Source organism: uncultured Dysosmobacter sp., from assembly GCF_947631635.1.
In the GTDB taxonomy this organism is placed as follows: Bacteria; Bacillota; Clostridia; order Oscillospirales; family Oscillospiraceae; genus Oscillibacter.
Genome location: NZ_CANRMB010000023.1, coordinates 1 through 15,721, shown reverse-complemented (window position 1 = coordinate 15,721; position 15,721 = coordinate 1). Strand labels below are relative to the sequence as shown.

Here is a 15,721-nt window from a genome sequence, read left to right as displayed (position 1 = left end):
GATGGCGATGCTTTTGAGCGGCGGATATATCTATGCGATGCCCTCCGTGGGCCAGATGGTGCTGGCGGCGGCGATCACTGCTGCGGCATCCTATTTCCTGGGCTGCTTTAACGGCGCGGTCATCGTCTCCAAGTATATCCTGCGGGACGATGTGCGGAACCATGGCAGCGGCAACGCAGGTCTCACCAATTTTTACCGCACCTTTGGCGGGCCATTGACCGCGGTGGTCATATTGGCGGATGTCTTAAAGGCGGTCCTGGCACTTTTGCTGGGCCAGTGGCTTTTCGGCTGGTCGTATGTGCTGGGAAAATACTGGGCGGGCCTGTTCTGCCTGCTGGGCCACATGTTCCCCTGTATGTTTCATTTCAAGGGCGGTAAGGGCATCCTCTCCGGCGGCACCATCGCCATCATGATCGACTGGCGTATCGCGCTGGTGGTCTGGGGCGGGTTCCTGCTCTTGACCATCCTGACCCGGTATGTGTCCCTGGGTTCCCTGTGGGCCGGGGCCAGTTTCCCCTTTATTTCCTGGTACTGCTATCCAGACCCCATCATCGTGGTCCTGGCCTTCGCCTGCGGCGGGCTGGTGGTGTGGCAGCACCGGGCCAACATCAAGCGGCTGTTGAGCGGCACGGAGAACAAATTCAGCTTCCATCATAAGAAATAGGAGGAACGGCCATGAAAGCAGTGGTATTGGGCAGCGGCGGCTGGGGCACGGCCCTGGCCATGGTCCTCTGTGACAACGGACATGACGTGACCCTGTGGTCCCACAACTCCGCCAAGGCGGAGGAGATGGCCCGGACCCGGGAAAATCCCCTGCTGAAGGGCGTCCGCCTGCCGGACGGCCTGCATATCACGGGGGACATTGCCTGCCTGGAGGGGGCGGAGCTGGTGGTCAGCGCCGCGCCGTCCTTTGCCGTCCGGGAGACGGGGAAGAGGGCGGCGCCGTACCTGCGGCGGGACAGCATTTTGGTGACGGTCTCCAAGGGCATCGAGCGGGATACCAATCTGCGCATGAGCCAGGTCTTGCAGGAGGCAACGGAGAATATCTGTAAAGTGGTTGCCCTTTCCGGTCCTTCTCATGCGGAGGAGGTGAGCCGCAGGCTTCCCACCGGCTGTGTGTCCGCCTGCCCGGACCGGACGGCGGCCTGCTTCGTGCAGGACGCCTTCATGAACGACTACTTCCGGATCTATACCAGCTATGACATCATCGGTGTGGAGCTGGCGGCGGCGCTGAAAAACGTGGTGGCCCTCAGCTGCGGCATTTGCAGCGGCCTGGGCTTCCAGGATAATACCAAGGCCTTGCTGATGACCCGGGCCATGGCGGAGCTGACCCGTCTGGGCGAGCAGCTGGGCGGCACCCGCCGGACCTTCGGCGGTCTGGCCGGTATGGGCGACCTCATCGTCACCTGCACCTCCATGCACTCCCGGAACAACCGGGCGGGCATCCTCATCGGACAGGGAAAGACGGTGGAGGAGGCCATGAGAGAGGTGGGCGCCGTGGTGGAGGGCTACTACGCCGCCGAGAGCATCCACCAGCTGGCGGAGCGGGAGCATGTGGAGATGCCCATCTGCCGCTGTGCCTACGAGGTGCTGTACAACGGCAAGGACGTCCGGGGCGTGGTCACGGAGCTGATGACCCGGGCCAAGAAGGACGAGCTGCTGGAGACCGCCTGGATGTGAAGATGGAAAAAGGCTCCAAGGTCTTGAGACCTTGGAGCCTTTTTGTTGTATAAATGAAAACCACGGGCTAAGCCCGTGGTTCTAAAAAGGCTAAGCCTATGCGGAGAAAAATGAGAAGAAAAGAGACCAAAGAAAGCAACCAGGTTGAGTACAAGCACGAATATAGACATTGGAACTAAATGAAAAGAACCCAAGCAAGAAAAAGTCTCGGAGAGACGAAAAAGACTGCACCCCACCGCCGATAAAAATCGGCAGCAGGGCACAGATGCAGTAGAAATAAAATTCGAAAGCCTTTAGGCTTTGCCAGTAAAAGCCCCTTATAGGGGCGAGTGCAGGCCACCCGTTATACGGGTGGTCCTGACTCTCTAACAGATAAATTATATGAGGCTAGGGAATATAGAGGAGAATGGGGAGGAACCATAAAAGAAAATCCCGGACCGAAGTCCGGGATCTTGTTTGCACGATCAGACCGCTCTGGTGACCTTACCGGAACGCATACACCGGGTACAAACATACACATGGCGGGGGGTACCATTGACGATCGCCTTCACACGCTTCACATTGGGCTTCCAGGGACGATTGGAACGCCGGTGAGAGTGGGAGACCTGAATGCCGAAGGTAACGCCCTTGTCGCAGAACTCGCACTTTGCCATCCGTTGCACCTCCTTGCTGTTGCGTACTTCCATGCCGTCATTCATAGGCACAGCTGATATAATAACAGAAATATTCTGAAAATGCAAGAAGAAATTTCAAAAAAATCAAAGAAATTTTACATGATTTTCGGCGGGGCTGGATATGGTGAAAGTGTTGCGGAATCAGGGGATTTCATATATAATAAAGATAACTTTTCAACCAATGATTTTTTGACCGCCCAGCCGGGCGTTCGCGGGGCTGGGCAGGACGGGCGCGGGAGGTTCCTCCGCGCCGGAAAGTGAGAGATGTTCCATGTACGAAAACGGTTTGAAGATCACGGCATTTGTCGCGCTGTTTGACCTGGAGGTGCTGAACAAGGGCAGCGATTACAACACGGCTGTGCTGACCATCACGGACGTGAACCGTCCCGGTCTCCAGTTCCACGACTTTTACGACTATTTCGACCCCCGCCGTTTGCAGGTCATCGGCAAGGCGGAGGCCACCTACCTGAAGGGCCTGACAGAGAGCCAGCGCCGCAAGTGCTTTGATGACCTGTTCCTCTACGACATCCCGGCGCTGGTGATCTGCCGGGGCCTGGACTGCTTCCCGGAGTGCCTGGAGAGCGCCAGGGAGCACGAAAAGACCATCCTGCGCACAGGGGAGACCACGGTGGAGTTCACCAGCCACACCATCGGCTATCTGAACCGTATCCTGGCCCCCTGCATCACCCGCCACGGCGTCCTGCTGGACATCTACGGCGAGGGCGTCATGATCACCGGCGACTCCGGCGTGGGCAAGAGTGAGGCGGCCATCGAGCTGATCATGCGGGGCCACCGCCTGGTGGCGGACGACGCGGTGGAGATCCGCCGCATCTCCAACCAGCTGATCGGCACCGCGCCGGAGGTCATCCGGCATTACATCGAGCTGCGGGGCATCGGCGTCATCGATGTGCGGCAGCTGTTCGGCATGCGGGCCATCAAGGTGGAATCCCAGCTGGACCTGGTGGTCCACTTCGAGCAGTGGGACCAGACGAAATTCTATGACCGCCTGGGCATCGAGGACCATTTTACGGAGCTTCTGGATATCCAGGTGCCCATCGTGACCATCCCCGTGCGGCCCGGGCGGAACCTGGCCAGCATCGTAGAGGTGGCGGCCATGAACAACCGCCACCGGAAATTCGGCTATAACGCCGCCCAGGAGCTGGCCCGGCGGGTGGACCTGCGGGCGGATGCGGGAAGCAATAAAAAGTGACGAAACGGAGGCGCGGCACCGTGTATATCGGCATCGACGTGGGCGGCACCAACCTGAAGGCCGGTCTTGTGGACGAAAAGGGCTCCATCCTGGCGGTGGAGCGGAGGCCCCTGGGGACGTTCCAGGGGCCGGAGCCTTTTGCGGAGACGCTGGCGGAGCTGGCGAAGGCCGTTCTGCGCAAGGGCGGCGCGGCACCGGAGGACATCGCGTATGTGGGCATGGGCATCCCCGGCGCGGTGGAGGGGGGAAAGATCCTCTACACCTGCAACATCCCCATGCGTGACGTGCCCCTCAGCGACTTGTTCCGGCGGCGTCTGGACCTGCCGGTGCTGCTGGGCAACGACGCGGACTGCGCCGCCGTTGGGGAGTGGGCCTGTGGCGCGGGTCGGGGGACGCGGAATTTTATCATCATCACCCTGGGCACCGGCGTGGGCGGCGGCTTCATCCTCAACGGCAGGCTCTACGCCGGAGGCGGCATGGTGGGTGAGGTGGGCCATATGGTGATCCAGCGGGACGGCCTGCCCTGCAACTGCGGGCGCCGGGGGTGCTGGGAGGCCTATGCCTCCGCCACGGCCCTGGCACGGCAGACCCAGGCGGCCATGGCGGCCCATCCGGAAAGCCTGCTGCACGCGGTGGCCGAAGAGCTTGGCGGCGTGGAGGGCCGGACGGCCTTTCTGGCGGCGGAGCGGGGCGACGCCGCGGCGAAGGAGGTCTGCCGGAACTATGTGGGCTATCTTGCCACCGGCGTCACCAATCTGGTGAATATTTTGCAGCCGGAGGTGCTGGCGGTGGGCGGCGGCGTGGCCGGAGCGCCGGACGCGCTGCTGATGGACCCACTGCGGCGTCTGGTGGAGGCGGAGTGCTATCCCCGCCACGCCAATAAACTGCCCCGCATCCTGCGGGCGGAGCTTGGGAACGACGCCGGGATTATCGGCGCGGCCCTGCTTGGAACTGTGATTTGAAATGGGAGGCCCTTTTATGGACTGGTATACAGAACTGGACAAACGGATCGCCGCCTATCTGCCTGACTTGAAGGTCACGGCGGATGAGCCTATGAGCCGCCACACCTCCTTCCGCATCGGCGGCCCGGCCCGGCGGATGGCTTTTCCCCAAAACGGCGAACAGCTGGTCCTGCTGATGGGCTTTGCGGAGGAATGCGGCGCAGAGACCCTGGTCATCGGCAACGGCACGAACCTGCTGGCTGCCGACGAGGGCCTGGACCGGCTGGTCGTCGATCTCTCCGCGGCCATGCACGGCATCCAGGGGGAAGAGAACGGCACTGTCACAGCGGAGGCCGGCGTGTCCCTGGCCCGGCTGGCGGACTTTGCCTGCAAGCAGGGACTGACAGGCCTGGAATTCGCCCACGGCATCCCCGGCACTCTGGGCGGCGCGGTATGCATGAACGCCGGAGCCTACGGCGGGGAGATGAAGCAGGTCATCCAGGCGGTGACGGTGCTGTTTCCCGACGAGGGCGTCAAGACCCTGACCGGGGAGGAGATGGCCTTCGGTTACCGCTGCAGCCTGCTGACGGACCGGCCGGAGGGCGTGGTCCTGCGGGCCGCGGTGCGGCTGGCGCCGGGAGACCCGGCAGCCATCCGGGAAAAAATGCAGGAGCTGATGGCCCGCCGCAAGGCCAGCCAGCCCCTTGAATGGCCCAGCGCGGGCAGCACCTTCAAGCGGCCCGCCGGGCATTTTGCCGGAACGCTCATTGACCAGTGCGGCTTGAAGGGCCTGACGGTGGGCGGTGCCCAGGTCAGCGAAAAGCATGCGGGCTTTGTCATCAACAAAGGCGGTGCCACCTGCGCCGACGTGACGGCGCTGATCGCCCAGGTCCAGGCGCGGGTCTATGACAAGACCGGCGTGCGGCTGGAACCGGAAGTCAAGATCATTCGGTGAGAGAAAACCATCAGGGAAGAAGGCGAAGCATATGGAAATTTTGATCATCTCCGGCCTCTCCGGCGGCGGAAAGAGCAAGACGGCCTCCTTTTTGGAGGATATGGGCTTTTATATCGTGGACAACATGCCCGCCGCCATGATTTTAAAATTTGCGGAGTTCTGCGCCGGCGGCAACGGGCGCTATGACCGGGTGGCCCTGGTGTACGACGTGCGGACCGCCAGCTCCTTTACGGAGCTGTTTGAGGTGCTGGATAAGCTGAAGGCCATGGAGGGCGTGTGCCGGATGCTGTTTTTGGAGGCGTCTCCCGAGAGCATCATCAAGCGCTACAAGGAGACCCGGCGGCGGCATCCCCTGCGGGCCGGCACGGATTCTTTGGAAGCGGCGGTCCGGCAGGAGCGGGAGATGATGCAGCCGGTGCGGGACCGGGCGGACTTTGTGATCGACACCACCCGCCTGTCCACGGCCCAGCTGCGGGGAGAGCTTCTGCGCCTGTTTGGCGACGCGGAGGAGAGGGGGGGCATGTCGGTCAACGTCACGTCCTTCGGGTTTAAATACGGCCTGCCCCTGGAGGCGGACCTGGTGTTTGACGTGCGGTTCATGCCGAATCCCTTCTATATCGAGGAGCTGCGGCACCAGACGGGCCTGGACCAGGCGGTGTCGGACTATGTATTCAGCTTCCAGCAGACCCAGGACTATCTGAAACGGCTGAAGGACCTGCTGGCCTTTTCCCTGCCCCTGTACGCGGAGGAGGGAAAGACCGGTCTGGTCATTGCCGTGGGATGCACGGGAGGCCATCACCGCTCCGTGGCGGTGACCCACGCCCTGGCGGAGTTCATCCGCCAGCAGGGCTATCCGGTGACGGAGAACCACCGGGACATGAACCGCGGCGGCTGACGGGAAAGGAGCTTCATGGAACCTACATCCTATTATCGTCTGCCCAGGGACAAAGGCCCCAAGGTGGCTGTTATCGGCGGCGGGCACGGCCTGTCCACCATGCTGCGCGGACTGAAAACATATACGGAAAATATTTCCGCCATCGTCACGGTGGCGGACGACGGCGGCGGCTCCGGGATGCTGCGCCAGGACCTGGGGATGCCCCCGCCTGGGGACATCCGCAACTGCCTGACGGCGCTGGCCAACACCGAGCCGCTGATGAAAGAGCTGATCGACTACCGCTTCACGGAGGGCTCCCTGGCAGGGCAGAGCTTCGGCAATCTATTCCTGGCGGCGCTGAACGGCGTCTCCCGGACCTTTGACGAGGCAGTGAGCCGCATGAGCCAGGTCCTGGCGATCACAGGCCGGGTCCTGCCGGTGACCACGGCGGATGTGCGGCTGGAGGCGGAATTTGAAAACGGCGCCACGGTGGTGGGGGAGTCCAAGATCTTCTACTGCAAGAAGAAGGAGGACTGCCGCATCAAGCGGGTGCGCCTGCTCCCCGAATACCCCAAGGCGCTGCCCGAGGCGCTGGCGGCCATCCGGGAGGCGGACATGATCGTGCTGGGGCCGGGGAGCCTGTACACCAGCATCATCCCCAATTTGCTGGTGGACGGCATCGTGGAGGCCATCCAGGCGTCCAGTGCCCTGAAGATCTATGTCTGCAACGTGATGACCCAGGAGGGGGAGACGGAGGGCTACACCGTCTCGGATCACATCGCGGCGCTGTTCCACCACTCTGCCCAGGGACTGTTTGACCTGTGCCTGGCAAACTCCTCGCCCATCCCCAAGAGCGTGGTGACCCGGTATGCGGAGGAGGGGGCGGAGCCCCTGCTGGCGGACACAGAGCTGTGCAATGCCCTAGGCGTGGAGGTGGTGAGCCGCCCCGTCGCCACGGTGGAGGACGGTTATGTCCGCCACCATCCCGACCATCTGGCCCGGGAGCTGATCCTGCTCCATGCGGAGCGGAGCGTCCGCATTGCCGGAGATTATAAAGCCGACACATACCGGGTGGAGAAGAAAGAGGTCCCATAAAATGCGGAAAAAATGGATATGGCTTCTGCTGGCGTTCCTGCTCCTATCCGCCTGCGGCGCGGACCTTGAGGCACAGGAGGAAGATGCGGAAGAAAGTGATCCCTTTGATGAGACCTACCATTTGCGGGACCCTGTTGAGGACGGCATGATCCCCCGTGTGGAGGGCATCAAGGCGTGTTTTGACGCGAGGAAGGAAAGGCCCGCTGTCCGGCGAAGAGGATGAGACGTTCTATATCGAATGCAGCCCAAGTCCCGATGATCCGGGGAAAATTTCTCTCTTTGCCTATGACAGGGAGGGGAACGCCCTGTCGATTTTATCCCAGACTCCTGTTTTGGGCAGCGGCTATGAATCCTATGCCTCCTCCTATGGGACCTATGATGCTGCAAGTCAGGTATATGCGGCGTCCAGCGCGGGCGCATGTTTTTATAGTCGGCACAGTTGAAAAGAATCCTTTGGATTCTTTTCAATGCAGCGCTGCTATGCAGCGTTGCAGACCGCATATGCGGCCTTATGTGCCTGACTTCATAGGAAACGCACGCGCGCCTTGCGCGCTGGCGGACCAATGGTCCGCCAGTTGAAAAAGAGCATAAGCTCTTTTTCAACTGCGCTGACTATATTATGAGACTGGAACCGGCTGAGTTATTGGAGCTTATGCATCCGGCGATAAAGACCCGGAATATGATGCAATCAAAGCGCAATGGCTGGCGGCGAAAGATGGAGGTTGAGGGATGTCCTTTTCCTTTGATACGAAAAACGAATTGTGCAGGCTCCCGGTGCAGAAGCTGTGCTGCGCCCGGGCGGAGGCATACGGCATCCTGCTGTACTGCAACACCTTCAGCTCTACGGAGGTCCGCATCGTCACGGAGAACCCCAATTTTGCCGCCCGTCTCCCCAAGCTGTTCAAGCGGGCGTTCAATCTGCAGTTCGACCGTCAGCCGGAGCCGCCCCGGCCCAATGGGACCGCCCCCGGCGGGTCCGCCGGGGAGCCGCCTGGAAAGATGGTGTTTCAGATCACAGACCGCAAAAAGCTGGATCACATCATCAATCTGCTGGGCTACGACCCCAGACAGCATCTGGTGCTGCACGTCAACTTCGGCATGCTGGAGGAGGAGTGCTGCCGGGCGTCGTTTCTGCGGGGCATCTTCTTCGCGGGCGGCAGCATCACGGACCCGATGAAGCGGTATCACCTGGAGCTGACCACCTTCCACCTCCAGGCCAGCCGGGAGCTGGAGGTGCTGCTGCGGGAGTGCGGCTATCCGCCCAAGAGCGTCGCCCGCAACAGCAGCTTTGTGACCTATTTTAAGCAGAGCGACCAGATCGAGGATTTTCTCACCCTGATCGGCGCGCCGGTGGCGGCTATGAAGATCATGTCCGCCAAGCTGGAAAAGGACCTGCGCAACAGTGTGAACCGCCGTCTCAACTGCGACAGCGCCAATTTGGACAAGGCGGTGGAGGCGGCCCAGGAGCAGATGGAGGCCATCCGCAGGCTTCGGACGGCGGGGCTTCTGGAGCAGCTGCCGGACAAGCTGCAATTGACGGCGGCCCTCCGCCTGGAAAACCCGGAGCTGACCCTCAGTGAGCTGGCGGAGGAGTTTGACCCGCCGGTGACCAAATCCTGTTTGAACCACCGGCTTCGCAAAATTATGGAACTGGCAAAAGACCTGTAAAATAAAATCACATGATAAAAGGAGATATTCTGATGAATCGTTACGAAAAAGCACATGAGATGCACAAGAAGGGCTTCAACTGCTGCCAGAGCGTTCTGGCGGCCTTTACCGACCTGACGGGCCTCACTGAGCAGGCCAGCTTTGACATCGGCGGCGGCTTTGGCTCCGGCGCGGGCACGGGCGAGCTGTGCGGCGCCATCACCGGCGCCGTCATGACACTGGGACTGCTGACCCCGGTGGACGCGGCAGACCCTGTTGGGAGCAAGAAGCGGACGGTGGCGCTGTCCAAGGAGCTTCAAAAACGCTTTTCCGGAAAATTCGGCGCCCTGCGCTGCCAGGAGCTGCTGAAAAACAAATTCGTCCCCGACGACACCACCCCCGCCGCCAAGGCCATGGGCCTGACGGGCCACTGTGATATTATGATCACCACCGCCGTGGAGATCGTGGAGGAGATGCTGGCGGAGCGGGAAAAGCAGGCGTGAGCGCTATGCCGCGGAGAAAGCTGTTTTGAGAGATCAGGTGCGGTAGATATGAAAAATATGAAAAAGAAACCGGACTGTCATCAGGCCCTGCGGGTCACAAATCTTTTGTTTTGGAGCGGATTTGTGCTGTTGATCCTGAGTATTGCAGTCAGCGGCACGGCAGATTCCGTGGTGCTCCCGGGCGTATTGGCCATTCTGGGTGTCACCAGCATGACGGCGGGGCTGGTCTGCGGCTTTTTGTACGTCAAATGTCCTTCCTGCGGAGAATCCTGATGCTTGGAGGCCGCATACCCAGTAAACTCCCCAGATACTGCCCCAACTGCGGTGAAAAGCTGTGATCTGTCAGGTCATGAGACCGTGAGAGGAGCGCTGGATGGAAAGTACATTGCGATGAGACGATATGAGTGGTACAGCGAACTGACTCCGGAGCAGGTCAGGGCCCGCCTGCTGGTGCGGGCACGGCCAATGAGGATCGGGTGGATGTATGAGGAGCACCAGGTTTTTGCAAAGCTCCTGCCGGATGGACGGTTTTATCTCCTCAAGACCGGCGGGATGCGGCAGGTCCGCCCCCAACTGCCCTTTGTGGGGACCTTGACGGAGTCGGAACAGGGCTGCTATATCTCCGGCGGTTTTCAGCCGACCAGGGCCATGCGGAATTTTCTGCTGGGCGCGATGGCGGCGGCATTCCTGATGGGACTGGCCTTTGCCGGGGCGAGCGCATTTGCTTTGACGGTGCTGCCGGTCTGCGTTCTTCTGTGGGGCGGTCTGGGCTGGTTTTTATGGACAAAGCTGGCCCCGGAATTCGGACGCCGCCAGCAGGAGGAGACCATCGCGTTTATTGAAAATGACTTGCTGAAAAAGAAGGCGTGAATTTGCCAGGGGAGAGTGCCATATGGGAAAGAGGTATATCTTTTACAGCCCGCTGCCGCCGGCACGCATTCCCGGCATTTTGCCGGGAGAGGTCCGGTTTTATGACCAGCTGGAAAATACGGAGGTCTATATCAGGACCAAATGGAAAAACAGGCGTTTTGCGGTGAGACGAACGACCGTGCACCGTTATGCCGCGGCGGACGGCTGGGTGCCGAAGGGCAATGGTGTGGGCTGGACCAGGGGACTGAGGACGGACTGGCAGTGGAACGATCCCTTTTGCGGAGAGGTCCGCTCAGACGGTCGAGGCGGAAGCGTCCTGTCCGGGCGGTTCCGTATCCATCCTGCGGGAAAGCTGCTGTTTGCGGTCTTTCCGCTCCTTGGCGTGTACAGTTGGTTTCTGTCACCCCACACTGTGGAGACGGTGGTGGTGGCGGCTGCCGCAACGGTGCTGTATCTGCGCCACTTCATCCACGCCATAATCAAATAACTTGAAAAGTGGTAACACCACTTTTCAAGTGTCACAGCGCATGTGCGCTGTGACAGGCCGCGGGATGCGGCCTTGATTTAGATTTTATAGTCAATTACTGCGCACTTTGCGCGCAGCGGGCATAGCCCGCTTGAAAAATCGCAAGCGATTTTTCAAGTTAATTGACTATATCATGACAATTGATTCCCATGATGGAGCCAAAGATATTTTACGCTTTTTGCGGGAGAATTTTGAGGAAGTTGAGGAATAGCCCATGTCCTTCGTCCATTTACATGTTCATACGGAATACAGCCTGCTGGACGGCGCATGCCGCATCAAGGACCTGCCCAAGGTGGTGAAGTCCATGGGACAGAGCGCCTGCGCCATCACGGACCACGGCGTGATGTACGGCGTCATCGACTTCTACCGGGCCTGCAAACAAGAGGGCGTCAAGCCGATCATCGGCTGCGAGGTGTATGTGACCCCCAGGGGCCGTTCCCGCTTTGACAAGGTCCACGAGTTCGACGCCGAGAGCCGCCACCTGGTGCTGCTGTGCGAGAACGAGGAGGGCTACCGCAACCTCTCCTACATGGTGTCCATGGCCTGGACGGAGGGCTTTTACATCAAGCCCCGCATCGACCTGGCCCTGCTGAAGGAGCACAGCAGAGGCCTCATCGCCCTGTCTGCGTGTCTGGCGGGGGAGATCCCCCGGATGCTGCGGAACGGGGAGTATGAAAACGCGAAGGAATACGCCCTGCAAATGCAGGAGATCTTCGGGCCGGACCACTTCTACCTGGAATTGCAGGACCACGGCATCCGGGAACAGGCCGTTGTGAACCGGCACTTGCTGCGCATCCACGAGGAGACGGGAATCCCCCTGGTGTGCACCAACGACGCTCACTACCTCCGCAAGGAGGACGCCGAGGCCCACGATGTGCTGCTGTGCATCCAGACCGGTAAGACCATCGACGATGAGAACCGGATGCGCTATGAGCCAAGGAATTTTTATCTCCGCAGCGAGGCAGAGATGGCGGAGCTGTTCGGGGACTGCGCGGGCGCCTTTGAGAACACGGCGAAGATCGCGGACATGTGCAATTTGGAATTCACCTTCGGCAAGTACCACCTGCCGGAATTCCAGCTGCCTCCCGGCTATGACAGCGCCGCCTATCTGAAAAAGCTGTGCGATGAGGGGTATCAGGCCCGCTATGGCGGGGATGATCAGTATCGCGGCCAGCTTCAATACGAGCTGGACATGATCGAGAAGATGGGCTTTACGGACTATTTCCTCATCGTCTCCGACTTTGTGCGCTACGCCAAGAGCGTAGACATCCCGGTGGGACCGGGGCGCGGCAGCGCGGCGGGTTCCATCGTCAGCTACTGCTTGGAGATCACCGATATCGACCCCATGCAGTACAACCTGTACTTTGAGCGCTTCCTGAATCCGGAGCGGGTGAGCATGCCGGATATTGACATGGACTTCGGCGATACCCGCCGGGGCGAGGTGGTGGATTATGTCCGCCGGAAGTACGGCGACGACCATGTGGCCCAGATTGTGACCTTCGGCACCATGGCGGCCAGGGGCGTCATCCGGGATGTGGGGCGGGTCATGAACATCCCCTATGCCGAGGTGGACGTCATTGCCAAGCAGGTGCCGAACACCCTGCACATCACCCTGGACGACGCTCTGCGGCTCTCCAAGCCCCTCCGTGATTCCTATGACAGCGACGAGCAGGTCCGCAAGCTCATCGACACCGCCAGGGCGCTGGAGGGCATGCCCCGCCACGCCTCCACCCATGCCGCTGGTGTGGTCATCACCAAGCGGCCGGTCTACGAATACGTGCCCCTGGCGAAAAACGACGAGGCCGTGGTCTGCCAGTATGTCATGACGACACTGGAGGAGCTGGGCCTTTTGAAGATGGACTTCCTGGGCCTGCGCAACTTGACGGTGCTGGATGACGCGGTGAAGATGGTGCAGGCGTATCAGCCGGATTTCCGGCTGGCGGACATCCCGGAGGACGATAAGGAGACCTTCGAGATGATCTCCCGGGGCCAGACCTCCGGTGTGTTTCAGATGGAGTCCTCCGGCATGACCGGCGTGTGTGTGGGCCTGAAGCCCCAGAATATCGAGGATATCACCGCGATCATCGCCCTGTACCGTCCCGGCCCCATGGACTCCATCCCCCGGTTCATCGCCTGCAAGCACGACCCCAGGCAGATCCGATATCGCCACCCGTCCCTGGAGCCGATCCTGTCCATCACCTACGGCTGTATCGTCTATCAGGAGCAGGTCATTCAGATCTTCCAGCGGCTGGCGGGCTATTCCCTGGGCCAGGCGGACATGGTGCGACGGGCCATGAGCAAGAAGAAGCGGGCGCAGATCGAGCGGGAGCGCCAGTTCTTCATCTACGGCGACCCGGAGCGCAAGATTGCCGGCTGTGTCGCCAACGGCGTTCCCGAGGAGACTGCCAAGGGCATCTATGAGGAGATCGACGCCTTCGCGGAGTACGCCTTCAACAAGGCTCACGCCGTGGCCTACGCCGTGGTGGCCTACCAGACCGCCTACTTCAAATGCCACTATACCAAGGAGTATATGGCGGCCCTGCTGACCAGCGTTTTGGACAACTCCGACAAAGTGGCGGGGTATATCAACGAGTGCAAGGACTGCGGCATCAAGCTGCTGCCGCCGGACATCAACCGCTCCGCCGACCGCTTTACAGTGGAGGAGGAGGGGATCCGGTTCGGCCTGGTGGCCATCAAAAATATCGGACGGGGCTTTATCCAGGCTGTGATGCGGGAGCGGGAAAACGCGCCCTTCGCCTCCCTGAATGACTTCTGCAGCCGGATGACCGGCAGTGAGATGAACAAACGGGCGGTGGAGAACCTCATCCGCTCCGGCGCTTTCGACAGCTTTGGCGCACGGCGCTCTCAACTGATCCGGGTCTACGAGAAGGTCATGGACTCCGCCGCCGTCCAGCAGCGGCAGAATCTGGACGGCCAGATGGACTTTTTCTCCATGGCCGCCGGCATCAATGGCGGCACAGTGCCTGTAAAGGAGATACCGCTGCCGGATATCCGGGAGTACAGCGCCCAGGAATTGATGAACATGGAGAAGGAGACCACCGGGCTTTACCTCTCCGGCCATCCCATGGACGCCTACCGGAACACGGTGAAAAAGCTGAACGCTCCCACCATTGGGTCCATTTTGGAGGACTTTGCCCAGGAGAGCGGCCCCACCCGCTTCGCTGACGGCCAGCGCGTCACCATCGCCGGTGTGATCACCTCCAGCAAGACCAAGACCACCAAGAACAACAGCCTGATGGCCTATGTGATGGTGGAGGACGATACGGCCTCCATGGAACTGCTGTGTTTTTCCAGAGTATTGGACACCTGCGGCGCCTATCTGAAGGAGAACCAGGCGGTGGTGGTAAAGGGGCGGCTGTCCGTCCGGGACGAGAAGGCCCCCCAGATCATGTGCGACTCCGCCTATCCGCTGTCCACAGTGGATGGCGGCATCCCCGCCGAGGGACCCGCCCGGCCCAGAGGGGAGAAGATCGCGGAGGGGAACACGCTGTTTTTGAAATTCCCCAGCATCGGGGACCCGGCGGTCCGCCACATGAAGCTGGTCTTTGCCATGTTCCCCGGCACCACGCCGGTGAAGATGGTCATGGCGGACACCCGGAAGGTCTACGGCAGCAATGTCCTGCTGCACAAAGCCCTGCTGGAGGAGGCGCGGGAGACGCTGGGCGAGGCCAATGTGGTGGTGAAATGATCAAATCCAAGGAGAGAAAGCGGGTGTGGTGGTGAAACGCTGCCAAGTCCTGGCTGGGATCGTCTTCAAATAATTTCAAGAGAGGAGCTCTGAAATGACGGTTCCAGACAGTCATAAGATCTATCCGAGAACGGGGGATACCCAGACCATTTATCTGAAAAATGCCATCGATGATCCGAGCATCGAGGTCGGCGACTTTACGATCTACAACGATTTCGTTCATGATCCCAGGGATTTTCAGAAAAACAACGTGCTCTATCACTATCCCATCAACCACGACAGGCTGGTCATTGGGAAATTCTGCTCCATCGCCTGCGGGGCGAAATTCCTGTTCAACAGCGCCAACCACACGCTGAACTCCCTGTCAACGTACACCTTTCCGCTGTTTTACGAGGCCTGGGGGCACGGCATGAGTCCCGCGGAGGCGTGGGACAACAAGGGGGATATCGTCATCGGAAACGATGTGTGGATCGGCTATGAGGCAGTGATCCTGGCGGGCGTCACCGTGGGCGACGGCGCCATCATTGGCGCGCGGGCAGTGGTCACAAAGGATGTGCCGCCCTACACCATCGTCGGCGGCGTGCCTGCGCGGACCATCCGCAGGCGCTTTTCCCAGGAGGTCATTGACACCCTCCTAAAGCTGCGGTGGTGGGACTGGCCCACGGAGAGGATCGCAGCAGGCATCCGGGCCATCCAGTCCGGCGACCTGGCCGCCCTGCGGTCTCTGGCATGAACCCGCCGTTTTGAACATGACAAGCGCCCCCTGTATCCAACCGGATACAGGGGGCGCTTCTTCTTGTTAAACGAAAACCACGTGCTATGCGCGTGGTTCCAAAAAGGTTTTACCTATGAGTAAAAATCGAAAAACGCATGCAGTAACAGTAGACGTGTGAAGATAGAAACAAAAAAGTAAACAGAAACACCAAATTGGGCGTGAGACTCGAAGAGTCGCAGAAGACTGTGTTAGAGTCGGGAGAAATTAGCCATTTTCTGCCGGGAGAAAACAGCCAATTTCGGCCGGACGAAAATCGCCAATT

General features: G+C 60.2%; 17 protein-coding genes. 16 read left to right on the top strand and 1 reads right to left on the bottom strand.

All coding sequences use genetic code 11. The features are described from left to right. Position 1: 1 nt before the first annotated feature. A complete protein-coding gene (gene plsY, locus Q0Z71_RS11690; protein WP_298022724.1) occupies positions 2-664 on the top strand; it encodes a glycerol-3-phosphate 1-O-acyltransferase PlsY in 663 nt (220 codons plus the stop codon). 11 nt (positions 665-675) lie between these two features. Beyond that, the gene (locus Q0Z71_RS11685) at positions 676-1,680 is read left to right on the top strand and encodes an NAD(P)H-dependent glycerol-3-phosphate dehydrogenase (RefSeq protein WP_298022721.1); all 1,005 of its coding nucleotides are present in this window, start codon (positions 676-678) and stop codon (positions 1,678-1,680) included. 464 nt (positions 1,681-2,144) lie between these two features. Here Q0Z71_RS11685 and rpmB read toward each other — a convergent pair whose 3' ends face one another. Beyond that, positions 2,145-2,333: a 50S ribosomal protein L28 gene (gene rpmB, locus Q0Z71_RS11680; protein WP_298022718.1), complete on the bottom strand. Its 189-nt coding sequence runs from the start codon at positions 2,331-2,333 to the stop codon at positions 2,145-2,147. An 81-nt stretch (positions 2,334-2,414) separates the two neighbouring features. Here rpmB and Q0Z71_RS11675 point away from each other — a divergent pair, with 81 nt between their 5' ends. From Q0Z71_RS11675 to Q0Z71_RS11610, 14 genes are all read left to right on the top strand, one after another. Next, entirely contained in the window at positions 2,415-2,615 is a 201-nt protein-coding gene (locus tag Q0Z71_RS11675; RefSeq protein WP_298022715.1) for a hypothetical protein, read from the top strand. Positions 2,616-2,625: 10 nt separating this feature from the next. Further along, positions 2,626-3,564, top strand: coding sequence for an HPr(Ser) kinase/phosphatase (hprK, locus tag Q0Z71_RS11670; protein ID WP_298022712.1), 939 nt, complete (start codon positions 2,626-2,628; stop codon positions 3,562-3,564). Beyond that, positions 3,561-4,526, top strand: a complete 966-nt coding sequence (locus Q0Z71_RS11665) for an ROK family protein (RefSeq protein WP_298022709.1) — start codon at positions 3,561-3,563, stop codon at positions 4,524-4,526. The genes hprK and Q0Z71_RS11665 overlap by 4 nt, the downstream gene beginning before the upstream one ends. 16 nt (positions 4,527-4,542) lie before the next feature. After that, a complete protein-coding gene (gene murB, locus Q0Z71_RS11660) occupies positions 4,543-5,460 on the top strand; it encodes a UDP-N-acetylmuramate dehydrogenase (protein ID WP_298022705.1) in 918 nt (305 codons plus the stop codon). Between the two features lie 31 nt (positions 5,461-5,491). Then, positions 5,492-6,355, top strand: coding sequence for an RNase adapter RapZ (gene rapZ, locus Q0Z71_RS11655; protein ID WP_298022702.1), 864 nt, complete (start codon positions 5,492-5,494; stop codon positions 6,353-6,355). Between the two features lie 15 nt (positions 6,356-6,370). Beyond that, complete coding sequence (locus tag Q0Z71_RS11650; RefSeq protein ID WP_298022699.1) at positions 6,371-7,429, top strand: gluconeogenesis factor YvcK family protein; 1,059 nt, start codon at positions 6,371-6,373, stop codon at positions 7,427-7,429. A gap of 1 nt (position 7,430) precedes the next feature. Continuing rightward, a complete protein-coding gene (locus Q0Z71_RS11645) occupies positions 7,431-7,652 on the top strand; it encodes a hypothetical protein (RefSeq protein WP_298022696.1) in 222 nt (73 codons plus the stop codon). Between the two features lie 506 nt (positions 7,653-8,158). Beyond that, positions 8,159-9,097 carry a DNA-binding protein WhiA gene (gene whiA / locus Q0Z71_RS11640; RefSeq protein ID WP_298022693.1) on the top strand — a complete coding sequence of 313 codons (939 nt, stop codon included), beginning with the start codon at positions 8,159-8,161 and terminating at the stop codon, positions 9,095-9,097. Positions 9,098-9,129: 32 nt separating this feature from the next. After that, a complete protein-coding gene (locus Q0Z71_RS11635; protein ID WP_298022690.1) occupies positions 9,130-9,579 on the top strand; it encodes a C-GCAxxG-C-C family protein in 450 nt (149 codons plus the stop codon). A gap of 48 nt (positions 9,580-9,627) precedes the next feature. Then, positions 9,628-9,852, top strand: a complete 225-nt coding sequence (locus tag Q0Z71_RS11630) for a hypothetical protein (protein WP_298022687.1) — start codon at positions 9,628-9,630, stop codon at positions 9,850-9,852. Positions 9,853-9,969: 117 nt separating this feature from the next. Further along, positions 9,970-10,449, top strand: a complete 480-nt coding sequence (locus tag Q0Z71_RS11625) for a hypothetical protein (RefSeq protein WP_298022684.1) — start codon at positions 9,970-9,972, stop codon at positions 10,447-10,449. 22 nt (positions 10,450-10,471) lie between these two features. Continuing rightward, positions 10,472-10,936: a hypothetical protein gene (locus tag Q0Z71_RS11620; RefSeq protein ID WP_298022681.1), complete on the top strand. Its 465-nt coding sequence runs from the start codon at positions 10,472-10,474 to the stop codon at positions 10,934-10,936. A 253-nt stretch (positions 10,937-11,189) separates the two neighbouring features. Next, the gene (locus Q0Z71_RS11615) at positions 11,190-14,684 is read left to right on the top strand and encodes a DNA polymerase III subunit alpha (RefSeq protein WP_298022678.1); all 3,495 of its coding nucleotides are present in this window, start codon (positions 11,190-11,192) and stop codon (positions 14,682-14,684) included. A gap of 94 nt (positions 14,685-14,778) precedes the next feature. Further along, positions 14,779-15,417 (top strand): CatB-related O-acetyltransferase, encoded by a 639-nt coding sequence (locus Q0Z71_RS11610; protein ID WP_298022675.1) that lies wholly within the window; start codon positions 14,779-14,781, stop codon positions 15,415-15,417. The last annotated feature ends 304 nt before the right edge of the window (positions 15,418-15,721 follow it).

Bases quoted from the DNA above. Each gene is read 5' to 3' on its own strand.
- plsY (WP_298022724.1), top strand. From the start codon at position 2: ATGGCGATGCTTTTGAGCGGCGGATATATCTATGCGATGCCCTCCGTG.
- Q0Z71_RS11685 (WP_298022721.1), top strand. From the start codon at position 676: ATGAAAGCAGTGGTATTGGGCAGCGGCGGCTGGGGCACGGCCCTGGCC.
- rpmB (WP_298022718.1), bottom strand. From the start codon at position 2,333: ATGGCAAAGTGCGAGTTCTGCGACAAGGGCGTTACCTTCGGCATTCAG.
- Q0Z71_RS11675 (WP_298022715.1), top strand. From the start codon at position 2,415: ATGCAAGAAGAAATTTCAAAAAAATCAAAGAAATTTTACATGATTTTC.
- hprK (WP_298022712.1), top strand. From the start codon at position 2,626: ATGTACGAAAACGGTTTGAAGATCACGGCATTTGTCGCGCTGTTTGAC.
- murB (WP_298022705.1), top strand. From the start codon at position 4,543: ATGGACTGGTATACAGAACTGGACAAACGGATCGCCGCCTATCTGCCT.
- rapZ (WP_298022702.1), top strand. From the start codon at position 5,492: ATGGAAATTTTGATCATCTCCGGCCTCTCCGGCGGCGGAAAGAGCAAG.
- Q0Z71_RS11650 (WP_298022699.1), top strand. From the start codon at position 6,371: ATGGAACCTACATCCTATTATCGTCTGCCCAGGGACAAAGGCCCCAAG.
- Q0Z71_RS11645 (WP_298022696.1), top strand. From the start codon at position 7,431: ATGCGGAAAAAATGGATATGGCTTCTGCTGGCGTTCCTGCTCCTATCC.
- whiA (WP_298022693.1), top strand. From the start codon at position 8,159: ATGTCCTTTTCCTTTGATACGAAAAACGAATTGTGCAGGCTCCCGGTG.
- Q0Z71_RS11635 (WP_298022690.1), top strand. From the start codon at position 9,130: ATGAATCGTTACGAAAAAGCACATGAGATGCACAAGAAGGGCTTCAAC.
- Q0Z71_RS11630 (WP_298022687.1), top strand. From the start codon at position 9,628: ATGAAAAATATGAAAAAGAAACCGGACTGTCATCAGGCCCTGCGGGTC.
- Q0Z71_RS11625 (WP_298022684.1), top strand. From the start codon at position 9,970: ATGAGACGATATGAGTGGTACAGCGAACTGACTCCGGAGCAGGTCAGG.
- Q0Z71_RS11620 (WP_298022681.1), top strand. From the start codon at position 10,472: ATGGGAAAGAGGTATATCTTTTACAGCCCGCTGCCGCCGGCACGCATT.
- Q0Z71_RS11615 (WP_298022678.1), top strand. From the start codon at position 11,190: ATGTCCTTCGTCCATTTACATGTTCATACGGAATACAGCCTGCTGGAC.
- Q0Z71_RS11610 (WP_298022675.1), top strand. From the start codon at position 14,779: ATGACGGTTCCAGACAGTCATAAGATCTATCCGAGAACGGGGGATACC.